General features: G+C 70.4%; 16 protein-coding genes. 12 read left to right on the forward strand and 4 right to left on the reverse strand.

Annotated elements, in window-relative coordinates; translation table 11 throughout:
• Nucleotides 1–70 precede the first annotated feature (70 nt).
• From radB to P1Y20_RS03240, 3 genes are all read left to right on the forward strand, one after another.
• Entirely contained in the window at nt 71–763 is a 693-nt protein-coding gene (radB, locus tag P1Y20_RS03230) for a DNA repair and recombination protein RadB (protein ID WP_304447216.1), read from the forward strand.
• Between the two features lie 42 nt (nt 764–805).
• Nucleotides 806–1,546 (forward strand): hypothetical protein, encoded by a 741-nt coding sequence (locus tag P1Y20_RS03235; RefSeq protein ID WP_304447217.1) that lies wholly within the window; start codon nt 806–808, stop codon nt 1,544–1,546.
• A 230-nt stretch (nt 1,547–1,776) separates the two neighbouring features.
• Nucleotides 1,777–2,730, forward strand: coding sequence for an FkbM family methyltransferase (locus P1Y20_RS03240; RefSeq protein WP_304447218.1), 954 nt, complete (start codon nt 1,777–1,779; stop codon nt 2,728–2,730).
• Nucleotides 2,731–2,736: 6 nt separating this feature from the next.
• Here the strand turns inward: P1Y20_RS03240 and larC are convergent, their stop codons facing one another.
• Nucleotides 2,737–4,083 (reverse strand): nickel pincer cofactor biosynthesis protein LarC, encoded by a 1,347-nt coding sequence (gene larC / locus P1Y20_RS03245; RefSeq protein WP_304447219.1) that lies wholly within the window; start codon nt 4,081–4,083, stop codon nt 2,737–2,739.
• A 123-nt stretch (nt 4,084–4,206) separates the two neighbouring features.
• Between larC and P1Y20_RS03250 the strand changes: the two genes are divergently transcribed.
• A complete protein-coding gene (locus P1Y20_RS03250) occupies nt 4,207–6,426 on the forward strand; it encodes a CDC48 family AAA ATPase (protein ID WP_304447220.1) in 2,220 nt (739 codons plus the stop codon).
• A 186-nt stretch (nt 6,427–6,612) separates the two neighbouring features.
• Nucleotides 6,613–6,750 carry a hypothetical protein gene (locus tag P1Y20_RS03255; RefSeq protein WP_304447221.1) on the forward strand — a complete coding sequence of 46 codons (138 nt, stop codon included), beginning with the start codon at nt 6,613–6,615 and terminating at the stop codon, nt 6,748–6,750.
• 601 nt (nt 6,751–7,351) lie between these two features.
• On the opposite strand, the gene phoU is transcribed toward P1Y20_RS03255, so the two are convergent.
• Nucleotides 7,352–8,029 (reverse strand): phosphate signaling complex protein PhoU, encoded by a 678-nt coding sequence (phoU, locus tag P1Y20_RS03260; RefSeq protein WP_304447222.1) that lies wholly within the window; start codon nt 8,027–8,029, stop codon nt 7,352–7,354.
• Nucleotides 8,030–8,327: 298 nt separating this feature from the next.
• Here phoU and P1Y20_RS03265 point away from each other — a divergent pair, with 298 nt between their 5' ends.
• Nucleotides 8,328–9,323, forward strand: a complete 996-nt coding sequence (locus tag P1Y20_RS03265; protein WP_304447223.1) for a phosphate uptake regulator PhoU — start codon at nt 8,328–8,330, stop codon at nt 9,321–9,323.
• A 69-nt stretch (nt 9,324–9,392) separates the two neighbouring features.
• On the opposite strand, the gene P1Y20_RS03270 is transcribed toward P1Y20_RS03265, so the two are convergent.
• The gene (locus P1Y20_RS03270; protein ID WP_304447224.1) at nt 9,393–9,770 is read right to left on the reverse strand and encodes a 30S ribosomal protein S8e; all 378 of its coding nucleotides are present in this window, start codon (nt 9,768–9,770) and stop codon (nt 9,393–9,395) included.
• An 82-nt stretch (nt 9,771–9,852) separates the two neighbouring features.
• On the opposite strand from P1Y20_RS03270, the gene P1Y20_RS03275 reads away from it, so the two are divergent.
• From P1Y20_RS03275 to P1Y20_RS03300, 6 genes are all read left to right on the forward strand, one after another.
• Nucleotides 9,853–10,293 carry a DUF2240 family protein gene (locus tag P1Y20_RS03275; RefSeq protein ID WP_304447225.1) on the forward strand — a complete coding sequence of 147 codons (441 nt, stop codon included), beginning with the start codon at nt 9,853–9,855 and terminating at the stop codon, nt 10,291–10,293.
• A 70-nt stretch (nt 10,294–10,363) separates the two neighbouring features.
• A complete protein-coding gene (locus tag P1Y20_RS03280) occupies nt 10,364–10,738 on the forward strand; it encodes a DUF7993 family protein (RefSeq protein WP_304447226.1) in 375 nt (124 codons plus the stop codon).
• Nucleotides 10,739–10,784: 46 nt separating this feature from the next.
• Complete coding sequence (locus tag P1Y20_RS03285) at nt 10,785–12,095, forward strand: oxidoreductase (protein ID WP_304447227.1); 1,311 nt, start codon at nt 10,785–10,787, stop codon at nt 12,093–12,095.
• 47 nt (nt 12,096–12,142) lie between these two features.
• On the forward strand, nt 12,143–14,113 hold the full coding sequence (locus P1Y20_RS03290; protein ID WP_304447228.1) for an aldo/keto reductase: 1,971 nt from the start codon (nt 12,143–12,145) through the stop codon (nt 14,111–14,113).
• Between the two features lie 41 nt (nt 14,114–14,154).
• Complete coding sequence (gene pyrF / locus P1Y20_RS03295; RefSeq protein ID WP_304447229.1) at nt 14,155–14,991, forward strand: orotidine-5'-phosphate decarboxylase; 837 nt, start codon at nt 14,155–14,157, stop codon at nt 14,989–14,991.
• Nucleotides 14,992–15,109: 118 nt separating this feature from the next.
• Nucleotides 15,110–15,349 (forward strand): hypothetical protein, encoded by a 240-nt coding sequence (locus P1Y20_RS03300; protein ID WP_304447230.1) that lies wholly within the window; start codon nt 15,110–15,112, stop codon nt 15,347–15,349.
• Nucleotides 15,350–15,418: 69 nt separating this feature from the next.
• On the opposite strand, the gene P1Y20_RS03305 is transcribed toward P1Y20_RS03300, so the two are convergent.
• Nucleotides 15,419–15,598 carry a hypothetical protein gene (locus tag P1Y20_RS03305; RefSeq protein WP_304447231.1) on the reverse strand — a complete coding sequence of 60 codons (180 nt, stop codon included), beginning with the start codon at nt 15,596–15,598 and terminating at the stop codon, nt 15,419–15,421.
• Nucleotides 15,599–15,842 lie beyond the last annotated feature (244 nt).

Below are 15,842 nucleotides of genomic sequence, written 5' to 3' on the forward strand. Positions count from 1 at the left end.
CGGACCGGCGGCGGCTAAAGCGCTGCCGTATCGCGGACGTTTTTATCCGAACCTGTCCAAGTTCGACGCAGTGACCGACTCCATCCCGACCGGCTGCGCCCCCGTCGACGACCTGCTGGGCGGCGGCTTCGAGCGCGGCACCGTCACCCAGGTGTACGGCCCGCCCGCGGCGGGCAAGACCAACCTCGCGCTCGGCGCCACCGTCGAGACCGTCGCCGGCGGCGAGCGCGCCCTCTACATCGACACGGAGGGGCTCTCCATCGACCGCTTCGAGCAACTCGCGCGCGCTCGCGCCGGCGACGAAGGCGTCGACGGTCTCGCCTCGCGCGTCATGATCTCGGAGGCGCTCGACTTCGAGGAGCAGGCCGAGGCCGTCCGCGACGCCGCCGACGTCGCCTCCGGGGTCGACCTCGTCGTCCTCGACAGCGCGACCGGCTTCTACCGCCTCGAACGCGGCAGCGACGACGAGGGCGAGACCCTCCGGAAGGTCGTCCGGCAGGTGACCCACCTCCTCTCGCTGGCCCGTCGCTACGACCTCGCGGTCGTCATCACCAACCAGGTGTTCACGGACCCAGAGGGCGACCGCGCGCGCCCGCTCGGCGGCCACACGCTCACCCACTGGTCCGGGGCGGTCGTCCGCCTCGAACGATTCCGGGGGGGCAACCGCCGCGCGACGCTCGAGAAACACCGCTCGAAGGCGGCCGGCGCAACCGCGCGCTTCCGCATCGCCGAGGAGGGCCTCGTGGCCGCGGAGGAACCCTGACCGTGCCATGACGTCGCACGCACCGCGAGGAGCGAGACACCGATGATCGTGGTCGCTACCGCGGACTTCGAGGTGTACCACGGGGTGGTCAACGAGTTGCGCGACCGGGGCGCGCAGTTCACCACCCGCGAACCGGACGAGGGGCTCCCGGCGAACGCGCGCCTCGTCATCGTCGGTCCCGGGGAGGACCCCCCGGACGAGGAGGGGGCGGTGGCGGTGGTTCGAGCCGACCCCACCGACCCCCGCGGCGCGGTCGAGGAGGCGCTGGCGACGCTCCGGGGGGCGGAGGGGCGTACCGTCGTCGGCGTCGACCCCGGCGAGCGCCCCGGCATCGCCGTCCTCTCGGGTGACCTCGTCGTGGCGGCGTTCCAGGTGGACGCGAACGACGCCGCGGACGTCGTCCTCGACGAACTGTCGACGGCGACCGACCCCGTGGTCAGAATCGGCGACGGTGCGCGGCTGGTCGGCGCTCGCATCGTCGACGCCCTCGCCGACGCCGGCGTACCCGTCGAACTGGTCGACGAGACGGGCACGACCCCCTACGAGGGGACCGGCGCTCGCGGGATGGGTGACGTGCTCGCGGCCGTCAACATCGCTCGCCTCCCCGGCGAGCGCATCGAGGGGCGGAGCATCGAGCCGACCGCCGGCGAGATTCAGGTCATCAAGAGCCGGTCGCGCGAGGAGAGCGAGGACAACCGCACCATCACGGAGGCGCTCGCGCGCCGCGTCGCCCGCGGCGAGTTGAGTCTGGAGGAGGCGCTCGACGAGCACCGCGGGGAGTAACCTGACTATCTCGCTCGGCTGACACCATCGTAACCGATATTATCGAGGGAAGAGTACGGTGGAGACATCCATAGTACTACAAACGTCTACTGTTCGTCACGGAGGGGTCCGTACCACGTCGACGCGAGGGGAACGCCAGGGGGAACGACCGATGGAGTGGGCGTCGAGTGAGCGTTCTCGGCTCCACGACGACGGCGTTGAAGCCGGGACGCCTCTGGCGCGCGGCTACGATGCACACGCAGAAAGCGGGCGTATTGCTCGAACGGGGGCTGTACCGTCACTTCGGCGGCTACGCTATCGAACTCGCGTCCGGCTGGAACCCGAACGAGACGTCCGACTCCGCCGCGCGCTACGTCGCACGGGACATCCACGACTGGCGGATGTGGCTCGACAGCGAGGACGACGGTATCTCGCGGACGCTGCGCTGTTACGGCCTCCACGAACAGCTCTCGTCGGACGCGTTCGCCGCGGCACTCGCCGACGTGCGAGAACGGGTCGACGGGACCGTCCCCGTCGTCGACGTCGGCGCGAACATCGGCTACTACGCGCTCCTCGAGGCGGCGGTGCTGGGCGAACAGGCGCGGGTCTTCGCCATCGAACCGGCGCCCGACAACCTCGAACTGCTCACCCGGAACGTCAGGTCCAACGGCCTCGAGACGACCGTCGAGGTCGAACAGTGCGCCATCGGCGGGACGAACGAACCCGTTGAGTTGCGGCTGAGTAACTACTCCAACCGGCACACGGTGCGCGAACTGCCGGGCGACGTCTGGCGGAGCGGCTGTCAACACGACCGAGAGCGCGTCGAGGTCCCCCAGCGGACGGTCGACCGGTTCGTCGCCGACCGGGGGCTGTCCCCCGCGGACGTCGCCGCCGTCAGGATGGACCTGGAGGGCTACGAGACGGCCGTCGTCGAGGGGATGGAGGGGGTCCTCGACGCCGACGGGCCGCTCGTGGTCTTCGTCGAACTCCACCCCGTCCTCTCGGACGCGGAACTCGACGACGTCCTGTCGGCGTTCGACCGTGGCGGACTGTCCGTCGTCTCGGCCGTGGTCGACGAGTCGGTCGCCGGGACGAACCACACGATGAAGTGGCGTGGGGTCGACCTGCACGCGGAGTCGTTCGAGGAGGTCGCGGCGGCCATCCGCGAGACCGACCGCCCCGTCGAACTCGTCGCCAGCCGCTGACGGCGGTCACCGGTCGCCGAGCGCCGCCTCCGCCCATCGCATGACTTCGCGCACGGGCAGGTCCGTCTCGCGGGCCACCCGGGCCGCGTCGTCGTACTCCGCGCTCACGTCGAAGACCCGTCCCTCGTCGTCGCGCGCGACCTTGACCGCCACCTCGTGAGTCCCGTCGGCGAGGTCGAGTTCGACCGTCTCGAACTCGCGGTCGGCGACGAAGCGGTGGCGGACGCCCGTCTCGCGCACGCCGAGCGTGCCCGTCTCCTCGGCGAGTCTGCGCGCGACGCGCTCCGTGTCCTCGGGTCGCACGATGACCTTCACGAGGTGGCCCGGTCGGGACTTCTTCATCGTCGCCGGGAGGACCGACACGTCGCGCGCGCCGACCGCCGCGAGCGACTCGTGGAGGTCACCGAGTACCTCCGGCGGGACGTCGTCGACGTTCGTCTCGAGGACGCGGACCCCCTCGCGCGTGAGGCCGCCGCTCGTCGCGCCGACGGTCGCGCGGAGCACGTTCGGGTGGTCGGGGAAGTCGTGGCCGCCGGCGCCGTACCCCACGCGCTCGACCGAAAGCGTCGGGAAGGCGTCGACGCCCTCGGCGAGGTGCGCGAGGAGCGCCGCACCCGTAGGGGTGAGCAGTTCCGCCTCGACGGGGCCGCCGCGGACCTCCCAGTCGGCCTCGGCGGCGATGTTCAGCACCGCGGGCGCCGGGACGGGGTAGGTGCCGTGGCTCATCGACACCTCGCCGCCGCCCGTCGCGACCGGCGTCGTGACGACCCGGTCGGGGTCGAGGTCGGCGAGGAGCAGACAGGTCCCGACGACGTCCGCGATGGCGTCGTCCGCGCCGACCTCGTGGAAGTGCGTCGCCTCCAGGTCGGTCCCGTGGACCTGTGCTTCGGCCTCGCCAAGGACGCGGAAGACGGCGGTCGCGTCGGCCTCGACGTCGCTCGGGAGGCCCATCCCTTCCACCAGTTCGACGACCTCGCGATAGGTCCGGAGGGGACCGGCCCCCTCCGCGTGGTCGTGTTCGTGGTGGTCGTGGTGGCTGTGGCCGTGGTGGTCGTCCCCGTGATGATGGTGGTCGTGTTCGGCGTCGTCCCCGTGGTGATGATGGTCGTGTTCGGCGTCGTCCGCGTCGTGGTCGGCGTCATCGTCGCTCGCCTCGTCCTCGCCTCCCGTGTGTCGGACGACGACGCGCGTGGCGCTGATGCCGTTCTTCTCGACGGTGTCGACCTCGTACTCGACGGGCAGTCGCTCCTCGACCCGCGCGAGGACCGCGGGGTCGGCGCCGGCGGCGACGAGCGCCCCGAGGAGCATGTCACCGCTCGCACCCATCCGCCCGTCGAAGGCGATGGTGGTCATGTGTGGAGGGGTGGTCGCGTACCGCGAAAAAGCCGCGTGGTTCGGTGCGTGCACGCCCGACCGTGAGAAAGGTGAGCAAAAGGGATATACCCGGTCGCATCCGACCTACTGGTAATCCCGCACATGAACGAAGTGCAACTGGAGGTGGCGAAGGCCTACCCCAACGACTCGGGGCGCGGCATCGCACGCCTCGACCCGGACACGCTGCTTCACCTGAAGCTGAGCCCCGGTGACATCATCGAGATAGAGGGTGCGGACCGGACGGCCGCCAAGGTCTGGCGCGCCGACCGGCAGGACTGGAACACGGACACCGTCCGCATCGACGGGTTCACCCGGCAGAACGCCGACGTGGGCATCGGCGAGCGCGTGACCATCCGTAAAGCAGAGCACCGTAAAGCGAACAAGCTCGTCCTCGCACCGCCCGAGGAGGCGAGCGTCCAGTTCGGCTCCGACGCCGCCGGCATGGTCAAGCGCCAGATACTGAAGCGCCCCGTCGTCGAGCGCGACATCGTACCCGTCATGTCGAGCACGAACCACCCGTTCATGCGCTCGCCGGGGCAGGCCATCCCGCTCATCGCCGTCGAGACCGACCCCGACGGCGTCGCGCTCATCACCGAGGACACGGAGGTGGAACTCCGCGAGGAGCCCATCTCGGGCTTCGAGAAGACCGGCGGCGGCATCACCTACGAGGACATCGGGGGGCTCCAGGGGGAGATCCAGCGCGTCCGCGAGATGGTCGAACTGCCGATGAAACACCCCCAGATATTCAAGAAACTCGGCATCGAGCCGCCCCAGGGGGTGTTGCTCCACGGCCCGCCCGGCACCGGCAAGACGCTGCTGGCGAAGGCCGTCGCCAACGAGACCTCCGCGAGTTTCTTCTCCATCGCCGGCCCGGAGATCATCTCGAAGTACTACGGCGAGTCCGAACAGCAACTGCGCGAGATATTCGAGGACGCGAGCGAGGAGTCGCCCTCCATCATCTTCATCGACGAACTCGACTCCATCGCCCCCAAGCGTGAGGACGTCACCGGCGAGGTCGAGCGCCGCGTCGTCGCCCAGTTGCTGACGATGATGGACGGCCTCGAATCGCGCGGGCAGGTCATCGTCATCGCGGCGACCAACCGCGTCGACAGCGTCGACCCGGCGCTCCGCAGGCCCGGCCGGTTCGACCGCGAGATCGAGATCGGCGTCCCCGACGAGACGGGTCGCAAGGAAATCCTGCAGATCCACACCCGCGGGATGCCGCTCTCCGACGACGTGAGCCTCGACCATCTGGCCGACGAGACCCACGGCTTCGTCGGCGCGGACATCGAGAGCCTCACGAAGGAGGCCGCGATGAAGGCCCTGCGGCGCTACCTCCCCGAGATAGACCTCGACGAGGAGGACATCCCGCCGAGCCTCATCGACAAGATGATCATCAAACGCGACGACTTCCGCGGCGCCCTCGCGGAGGTCGACCCGAGCGCCATGCGGGAGGTGCTCGTCGAACTCCCGAAGGTGACGTGGGACGACGTCGGCGGCCTCGAGGACCCCAAACAGCAGGTCCAGGAGTCCGTCGAGTGGCCGATGAACAACCCCGAGCGCTTCGAGCGCATGGGTATCTCCCCGCCGTCGGGCGTCCTGCTCTACGGGCCGCCGGGCACGGGCAAGACCCTCATGGCGAAGGCCGTCGCCAACGAGACGAACGCGAACTTCATCTCGGTGCGCGGCCCGCAACTGCTCTCGAAGTGGGTCGGCGAGAGCGAGAAGGCCATCCGCCAGACCTTCCGGAAGGCGCGGCAGGTCGCCCCGACGGTCGTGTTCTTCGACGAACTCGACTCGCTCGCGCCCGGTCGCGGTCGCGACGTCGGCTCGAACGTCTCCGAGCGCGTCGTCAACCAGCTCCTGACGGAACTCGACGGGCTGGAGGAGATGGAGAACGTGATGGTCATCGGCGCGACCAACCGCCCGGACATGATCGACCCGGCGCTCATCCGTTCGGGACGCTTCGACCGCCTCGTGTTCATCGGTGAACCCGAGGTGGAGGGGCGCGAGCAGATCCTCCGCATCCACTCCGGCGACACGCCGCTCGCCCCGGACGTGAGCCTGCGCGAACTCGCGGAGGTGACCGGCGGCTACGTCGGTTCCGACCTGGAGAGCATCTGCCGCGAGGCGGCCATCGAGGCCCTGCGCGAGGACCACGAGGCCGACGAGGTCGAGATGCGCCACTTCCGCACGGCGATGGAGTCGGTCCGCCCGACCATCACCGACGACATCCGCTCGTACTACGAGGACATCGCCGACCAGTTCCGCGGCGGCCAGCGCACCCCCGAGCGCCAGAGCGGCCGCATCGGCTTCCAGTAATCGGGAGCACTCCGGAACGCTTCGTTCTTCTCTCTCTCGCTTCGTTCACCGACCTCGGGAGTCCACTCACCGGCGTACTGCTCGTTCCGTGACCCGTTCACGCGTGACGACCACTGGCTGCGAGGTGCCCCGGGCAGCGAGGGAACCGGCGACGACCACCCGTCGGCCCAGCACGCGTCCGAGGTAGTGCAGTTCGACAACGACGGCGTCACTCCCGGTGCGACCCTCTACGTCGGCGACACCACGTGCGACGTCACCGCTGCCTGTGCGTTCGGGATGGACGTCGCGCTCCTCGGCCGGTCCGCCCCGCCGACGGCGTGTTAGACGGGGAACCCACCTACGACACCGAGTCGCTCGGCGCGTTCGCGGGGCTCGTGGGGGCGGAATCGGTCGATTCGCCGATACGAACGACGAGTGACTGAACGAGACGTGCCACGGACCGTGGTCCCCGAACGGGCGACGCCGCGGCGGGGCGAGGTTTGCAGGGCATGGCGTCGTCCCGCGAGTGAGCGCCGCAGGCGCGAGCGACCGGACGCGCCGAACGACCGCAGGGAGTGAGGCGCGGTTTTCGTCCATATTTTGCCGGGGAGCGAGCGTAGCGAGCGACCGCGGCAAAACGTTGGCGTGCAGGCGACGCCACGGCGGACTCACGGGGCGTGGCGTCGCGCGACCGCGAGCACCCCGCGACGAGTGTCAGCGCACGGCGGGTGTGGTCCCGTTCTCGGATATAAACGGTCGGACGGATGGTCCGGACGGCGTCGCTGTCTCGGCGTAGCATCCGCGAGCCGTCGCACCGCGAGCGACCGGAGTGAGCGAGCGGGCCGAGGAACCCCCGAAGGAGCGAAGCGACTGCGGGGGTGACGACGTGCTTTTGTCCTCGCTTTTGCCAGCGGGCGACGAAGCCGCCCGCACAGCGAAAGGTAGGTCAGTAGATGAGTTCGTCCGAGTTCTCGACCATGTAGAGAGTGCGGGCAGCGATGTTGACGGCGTGGTCGCCGACGCGTTCGAGGTCCCGGACGGTGAGCAGGAGGCGCGAGACGTCCTGCATGAGCGACTCGATCTCGTGCTCGCCGTCCTCGGTCACCTCGCGTTCGATGAGGTCGCGGACGACGACCTCGGAGGCGCGCTCGCAGAGGCGGTCGAGTTCGTCGTCGCGGTCGGCCAGTTCGAAGCAGGCGTCGGGGTCCTCGCGGTCGTAGGCGTCCATCGCGTCCTCGACCATCTCGACGGTCACCCGGCCGAGGCCCTGGACGTCGACGTCGGGGTAGACGTCGCGCTGGGCGTCGAGCGTGTAGCGCCCGAGGTTGGTGGCGAGGTCGGCGATACGTTCGAGGTCGGTGATGATCTTGAACGAGGAGGCGACGAAGCGCAGGTCGCCCGCGACGGGTTGCTGGAGCGCCAGCAGGTCGATACACTGGCGTTCGAGGTCGAGGTACATGTCGTTGACCTCGGCGTCGCCCTGAATGACGTCCAGCGCGAGTTCGTCGTCCTTCTGTTCGAGCGCCGACAGCCCCATGCGGAGGCGGTCGACGACCACCTCGCTCATGTAGAGGACGTCCTCCTCGAGCGAGGCGAGTTTCTCCTGGTAACCCTGTCGTGCCATTACCGAACCACCACGGCGAAGTCGTTCATATAGCTGTGGGTGACGCCACGAAGTAAATATCCTCCTATTGGTATAGCCATCGGGACATGTGACTATGTTTGACGAAGTACCGCGAGGGAGCCCCTCGACGCGGGGAACGGTCCCACTCGCGACGGTGAGGGGGTCGTCTGGTCCGTCAGGGTCCGGAGTCGGTCTCGCTCGACCGGTCGTATCGGGTCGCTGGCAGTCGAGTCAGTATTCGGCCGATTTGTATATAGAAATAGGTTGATTTATGTTCCGCCGTTCGCCACACTCCGGTATGGAGACCCGCAAGGTCCAGGTGACGGGGGGGTCGACCTACACCGTCTCGCTTCCGAAGTCGTGGGCGACTGACAACGGCATCAGTGCCGGGAGCGTCGTGGAGTTCTACCCCGAGGAGGACTCGCTCTTGCTCACCCCGAAGGGGGACGAGGAACGGACGGAGGGGAGCCTCGACATCACGAACCTCGAAGGCGAGGAACTGATGCGTGCGGTGGTGACGATGTACGTCAGCGGGTTCGACATCATCACCCTCGAGACGGGGCGCGTGACGGCCGCCCAGCGTCGGTCCATCCGCGAGGCGGCCCAGCGCCTCGTCGGCCTCGAGGTCATCGGTGAGACGGGCGACAACGTCGTCCTCCAGGACCTCCTCGACTCCTCCGAGCTCTCCATCACCAACGCCATCACGCGGATGCGTCTGGTCTCGCTCAGCATGCTCGCCGACGCGCTGACCGCGCTCATCGAGGACGACGACGACCTCGCACAGGACGTCGTCGAGCGCGACGACGACGTCGACCGCCTCTGGGCGCTCGTCTCGCGGGTGTTCCGGTCGGTGCTGCGCGACCCCGGCACCGCGACGGACGTCGGTCTCAGCCGCGAGGTCTGCTTCGACTACCACTCCAGCGCCCGGCAACTGGAGCGCATCGCCGACCACGCGACGAAGATAGCGATCCACGCCCTGGAACTGGGCGCGGTCCCCGAGGAGGCCGCCGAGCGACTCACCACGCTACAGGCCGACGCCACCGACATCACCGAGCGGGCGATGGACGCGCTGCTGGAGGAGGACACCAGCCGGGCGAACCGTCTCGCCAACGACGCCCGCGAGCGCGTCGACGAGGTCGACCAGACCGCCCGCGAGGTGGACCAGGCCATCCGCGAACTCGACCCCCAGCAGGCGCAGCTGCTCGGCCTCGTCGTCGACTCGCTCACCCGCAGCGCCGACTACGGCGGCAACATCGCCGAGGCGGCGCTCCAGAAGGCGGCTCCGAAACCGTAGCCTGCTCCGCCCGACCACTTCTCGCGGCGCTCGCGACGACTCGAGACCGAAAGAGAGAGCCGTAGTACCTTACTCCTCGTCGACGAGGACGGCGTTGACCTGACCGTCCTGGCCCGGGCGGGACGTGACGCGGGCGGTGCCCGCGGACGTGTCGATGACGGCGCCCTTCGTGACGATGTTCCGGCGGACGTAGTTGGGGTTCGCGTCGTTGCGCGTCACGCCCTCGATGTCGGCCGAGACGACGCCGTCTGCGGTGGCGACGCTCGCGACGTTCGTCGACATGGCGCGGACCTTCTCGTTGGCGCCGCGGGTCTCGACGACTTTCAGCTTCGTGTCGTCGACGCGGGTCTCCGTCGGGGAGGAGCCGAGCTGGTGCTTTCGCTTCTTGCGGATGGGGCGACGTCGACCGCCGGTGCGCTTCGTCGTGGAGCGTCCCTGGAACTTCATACGGAGGGGTGTCCCGAGACGTGCTTAAAACGCTCGATGCGGACCGACAGCGGTATGACCTCGGCCCCACCCCTCCCGGTAGATGACTCTCCGGAAGGCCGTCGCCGCTCCGTTTCGCGCGAAGGGACGCGAGCGCATCGCCGAGAGCGAGTTCGTCGTCGCGCTCTCGCTCGACCGCGACTGGTTCTCCCCCGACCAGGCCAAGCGCCTCCTCGACGTGGCGGCGAGCGAGGGGCTGCTCTCGCGCGACGGCTCGGACCTCGTCTGCGGGTTCGACCCCGACGAGGAGTCCGTCCCCGACGGCTTCCGCCCGGACGAGTCGATACTCCAGCGACGGAGCACCTTCCAGCGCCTCCTCGACGCGCTCGTCGACGCCGGCGAGGCGAAACAGGACGCCGTCGCCGGCATCAACGCCCTCCAGTCCGACCTCGGCGTCACGGTCGAGGCGGCCGCGGTGCTGTACGCCCACGAACGCGGCATCGACGTGAGCGAGCACGCCGCCCGCGCCCGCGAGGGCCTGTGAGTGTGACCGTGGCCGTGACTGCCGACCCGGCACCGTCGACAGCTAACCACGTCCGTCTCCACCCCCACCCATGACCGACGACACCGTCACCGCCGGCCGTCGCATCGCCGAGCTGCTCGCGAGCGAACTCGTCGCCCGCGAGGACGGCCCGCTCGCCGCCCTCGACCTCGCGGAGGTACAGGACGTCGACGGCGACACGTTCGGCGAGTTCGCCTACGGCGTCGAGCGTGACGGCGAGCGCGTCGCCGACGTGTACGTCCACGACGACCGCGTACGCGTCGAGTTCCGCGTCGGGGTCGACGCGGTCCCGCCGGCCGCCGACGAGCGCGGCCTGCGCGTCCGCCCGAAGGCGACCCGGCCCCCCAGAACCATCGTCTTCCTCGAGGACGGCGCGGCGGTCAAACGCGTCCTCCCGGTGGTCACCGCCGCACTGGACGCCGCCTGACGCCCGCCCCGGAGGTTTTTGCCCGCGCTCGCCCCACGGACGGTCGATGGTCTCGCTCGACGACGGGGTGGACGTCGCCGGCCTCCGCCTCCGCAACCGTCTCTACCGCGCCCCCCTGCTCGAATGCGCCGGCGACGGCCCCGACGCCGGCGAGCGCCTCGCCGACGAACTCGAACCCGCGGCCGCCGCCGGCGCCGGCCTCGTCGTCCAGGGTGCGACCGTCGTCGCGGAGGAGGGGGGATGCGTCGCGCCGAACATGACCCGGCTCGCCGACGACGCGGCGGTCGAACGCCTGCGGCCGGTCACCGACGCCGTCCACGCCCACGGGGGTCGCATCGTCGTCCAGCTCGACCACGGCGGCCTCCGGAGCCTCGAGACCTGGCACCGCGAGTACGGCGCGGCGAACCCGTACCTCTCGCAACTCGCCGTCTCGCGTCCGCCACGCCTCCTGCGCGCGCTCGACCGGCTGGGGGCGCTCGACTACGACCCGCACGTCCTCTCCACCGAGGAAGCGTACGACGTCGCCGCCGACTTCGGTCGAGCCGCCCGCCGCGCGGTCGAGGCGGGCTACGACGGCGTCCACCTCGCCGGCGGGAACATGGGCCTGCTCCAGCAGTTCTGTTCGCCGTACTACAACCGCCGCGACGACGAGTTCGCCGACCCCGGGCGCTTCCTCGAAGTCGTCCACGACGAGGTGCGCGACCGGGCGGGCGACGTCCCGCTGCTCGTCAAACTCACGACCGAGTCGCGCCGACCGCCGTTCGTCCGCCGGGGCATCGAGCGCGCGGACGTCGTCCACCTCGCGGAGCGCCTCGCCGACCACGGCTACGACGCCGTCTCCCCCGTCGAGGGGTCGGTGTTCTGGGACGCGAGCCTCGTCCGCGGCGAGCACCCCGAGCGAGCGTGGGCCGCCTCGCAGTTCGAGTCGGGCTACGCGGCGGCGTTCGGGGGGCGTACCCGTGCGGCGCTGGTGCGTGAACTCGCGCGGGCGAGCGCCCGGCTGAACCCCTTCGAGGCGTGCTGGAACGCCGACCTCTGCCGGGCCGTCCGCGAGGCGGTCGACATCCCCGTCCTCTGCGAGGGGGGCATCAGAACGCGGACGGAGATGGACGCCCTGCTCGGGGACGCGTGCGACCTCGTGGGCCTCGCACGCCCGTTCTACGCCGAACCGCGCCTGCCGGCCCGCCTGCTGGGTGGGGGAGACGAGGTGGTCTGCGAGAACTGCAACAACTGCGTCGTCCCGCAGGCGACCGGCGCGCCGGGGATGTGTCGCACGCCGAGCGTCCTCCGCGAGCGCGGCGCGTACGAGCGCGCGGGCGCGTACGACACCCCGTCGACGCCGTCGGACCCCGAGTGAGCGCGCGGCGCCATCGTTTTGGTGTCACCGAGCGTCGTCGAAGCGGAATGGACATCGCCATCGTCGGCTGTGGCACCATCTCGGCGGCGTACGCGGCCGGCCTCGCGGCGCACGACGACCTCTCGCTGGTCGCCGCGACGGACCTCGTCCCCGAGCGGCGAGAGCGGTTCGCCGCCGCCCACGACTGCGCCGCCGCCCCGGACCTCGACGCCCTCCTCGCCGACCACGACCCCGCCCTCGTCGTCAACCTCACCATCCACGACGCGCACGCGCCGGTGACCCGGGCCTGCCTCGACGCCGGCGTCCACGTCTTCAGCGAGAAACCGCTCGCGCTCGACGGCGAGACGGCGACCGAACTGGTGGAACTCGCCGACGAGCGTGGGGTCCGCCTCGCCTGCGCGCCCGGCAACCGCGCCGGCGACGCCCAGCGCCAGACGCTTCGCTACCTCCGGGAGGGGCGACTCGGGGAGGTCCGCCTCGCGGACGTCACCTGCAACCTCGGGCGGACGACCGAGTGGAACGAGAACCCGGAACCGTTCCTTCGGGTCGGCCCGCTGTACGACGGCGCGGTCTACCCGCTGACGCTCCTGACGGGCCTGTTCGGCCCGGTCGAGCGCGTCCTGTCGGCGCACAGTTCGCTCCTCCTGGCCGACCACGACCACGACGGCGAACAGTTCTCCGTCGAGACGCCCGACCACACGGTCGCGGTGCTCGAACACGCTGACGGGACGCGGGTGCAGCTGACCGCGAGCACGTACGTCCCCCACCGGACGCGGGAGTTCAACGCGCTCGAACTCCACGGCGACGACGGCTCGCTCTACCTCGACGACACCGGCGACACCGGACGCTTCGCGTCGCCCCGCGTCTCCTTCGCCCGCCTCGGCCGGTCGTACGTCCCCGTCCCCCTCCAGCGTGCTCCCGCGCCGCGCGACTACGCCGACGCCGTCGCCGACTTCGTCCGCGCCATCGAGACGGGCGGCGACCACCCCGCCGAGGGCGAGCGGGCGGCCCACGTCGTGCGCTGTATCGAGGCCGTCGAGCGGTGCGCCGAGGGCGGCGGCCCCGTCCCCGTCGACCCGTCGGGTGCGCCCGCCGACGAGGCCCCGGCACCGCCCGCCGCCGACGGCGGTGCGGGCGTCACCCTGCCCCCCGTGGGGTTCGGCTGTTCGCGGTACCGCGACGGCGAGTACGTCGAGGTGGGAGCGGCCGTCGAGCGGGCACTCGACGCGGGCTATCGCCTGCTCGACTCCGCCGAACTGTACGGCGTCGAACCGACGCTCGGGGAGGTCCTCGACCGCCCGGGGAGTCCCGACCGTGAGGCGCTGTTCCTCGTCAGCAAGGTGTGGAACACGAACCACGCCCCCGAGGACGCCGTGGCGGCCTGCGAGAAGACGCTGCGCGAACTCGGCGTTGACGCCCTCGACTGCTACATGGTCCACTGGCCCGACGCGTGGGTCAACCGGGGGTCGCTGGCCGGCCTCGACTCGCTCCCGCGCGACGAACAGGAGCGCCGGACCTTCCCGACCGACGAGTCGGGCGACCCGCTGACCGTCGACGTCGCCATCGAGGAGACGTGGGAGGCGCTGGAGTCGCTCCACGACCGCGGCCTCGTCCGCTCGCTCGGGGTGAGCAACTTCGACCGCCTTGAACTCGAATCGCTCCGGGCGCACGCGCGAATCCCGCCGCGCGTGGTCCAGTTCGAGCGCCACCCCTACCTCCCGAACGAGACGCTCCTCGACGACTGCGAGACACACGGCGCGACGCCCGTGGCACACTCGCCGCTGTCGGCGCCCGGCCTACTGGCAGAGGAGGTGCTCGCCGAGGTGGCGGCGACCCACGGCATGACGCCCGCGCAGGTCGTCCTGCGGTGGAACGTCGAGGCCGGCGTCGTCCCCATCCCGTCGAGCACGGACCCCGAGCACGTCGTCGAGAACCTCGACGTGTTCGATTTCTCGCTCTCCCGGGAGGAGATAGCGCGTATCGACGCGCTGGCCGACCCGACGTTCTCGCGCGGGTGAGGACCGAAAGCTTGTAGCGACTCCTCCGGAACCTTCCGCCGATGAGTGCCTCTGAGGACTTTTTCGCCCGCCTGCGCGAGCGCATCGACGCGGTCGACAGCGTCGTGAGCGTCGGCCTCGACCCCGACCCCGCCCGCCTGCCCGACCACCTCGCCGACCACGACCTGCCCCGGTGGGCGTTCAACCGCCGCATCATCGACGCGACCCACGAGCACGCCGCCTGCTACAAGCCGAACGTCGCCTTCTACGAGGACGCCGACGGCTGGCGCGCGCTCCGCGAGACGCTCGCCTACGCCGAGGGGAAGGGCGTGCCCGTCCTCCTCGACGCCAAGCGCGGCGACATCGGCAACACCGCCCGCCAGTACGCGACACTGCTCGACAGCGGGGCCTCCGGCCCCGGCGCCGACGCCATCACCGTCAACCCCTACATGGGCCGCGACTCGCTCGAACCGTTCCTCTCGCGGACCGACAAGGGGGTGTTCGTCCTCTGTCGCACCTCCAACCCCGGCGGCGCGGACTTCCAGAACCTCGAGGTCGGTCCGAACAAGCGCCTCTTCGAGTACGTCGCCCAGCGCGCGAGCGAGTGGAACGAGCGCGGGAACGTCGGCCTCGTCGTCGGGGCGACGGAACCCGAGGAACTCGAACGGGTCCGCGACCTCGTCCCGACGCTCCCCTTCCTCGTCCCCGGCGTGGGCGCACAGGGCGGCGACGCGGAGGCGGCCGTCACGTTCGGGCCCGCGAGCGGCGGCGACGCCGCTGGCGTCGGCCTCGTCAACTCCTCGCGGGGTATCGTCTTCGCCGGGGAGGGCGAGTCGTTCGACCGCGCGGCCGGCGAGGCGGCAAAGCGCCTGAAGCGGCGGCTGAACGGCCACCGATAGGCACCCCGACGGTCTCTGGCACTACTTCCGGGCCGGGCCGCCCCGAACGCGGCCCGAGGGACCATCACCCGATGCGAGCCACGAGGAACGTTAATGCCCGGGAGCGCCAACCGGCAGTATGAGACGACACGAGGCATCCTTCGAGATAGACTCGAAGACCGACTCCTACGCCGCCAGCCGCATCCTGGAGCGCGTGTACGACACGGTCCGAGAGGAGTCCCGCAGCGTCCGGGCGGGGACCGACGACGCGAGCGCGCTCCTCGACGAGTTCGGAACGCTTCGAGACGCGGCCGCGACGCCAGCGACGGGGAAACTGACCATCACCTACGAGCGATACGACGACGAGTTCGACGGGTGACGGTGCGCGACGGCGTCGCGGCTCCCCTCGGCGGACCCGACAGGCAGTGCGAACGTCCCGCTGCGGGACTCACTCCCCGGGCGCCGTTGCGACGACGTCCTCGGTCCCGCACTCCGGACATCGGTCGTGCTGGACGTGGTATCGCGCGTCGCACGCTCGGCACCGGTAGTCCGCGTCTCCCTCGGCTGTCTCCGTCGCCGTCTGTTTGAACTGCTCGACCTGCCTGCCGAGTCGTTTGAAGAGGCCCATCTGTCCCGTAGAGGGAGGACGCCGAGGGCGAAAAGCGTTGGCCGCCGTGCCGGCAGAGAGGCGTGTCCGGACAGTCGGATTCCGGCGGTGGCGACGACGCGTTCGACTGTTCCCCCGAACGCGTCGTCGTGCGGCGCGTCACCGGTCGTCGCGCTCGTCCGGTCGGTACGGGGAGATACCAGTCCTTTTCCCCGGTAAACGTCTCCGTTAGGTATGTCTTTCTCTCCGGCCTCTCCGGTCGTCC

The sequence above is a fragment of the Halomarina ordinaria genome (assembly GCF_030553305.1).
GTDB lineage: Archaea > Halobacteriota > Halobacteria > Halobacteriales > Haloarculaceae > Halomarina > Halomarina ordinaria.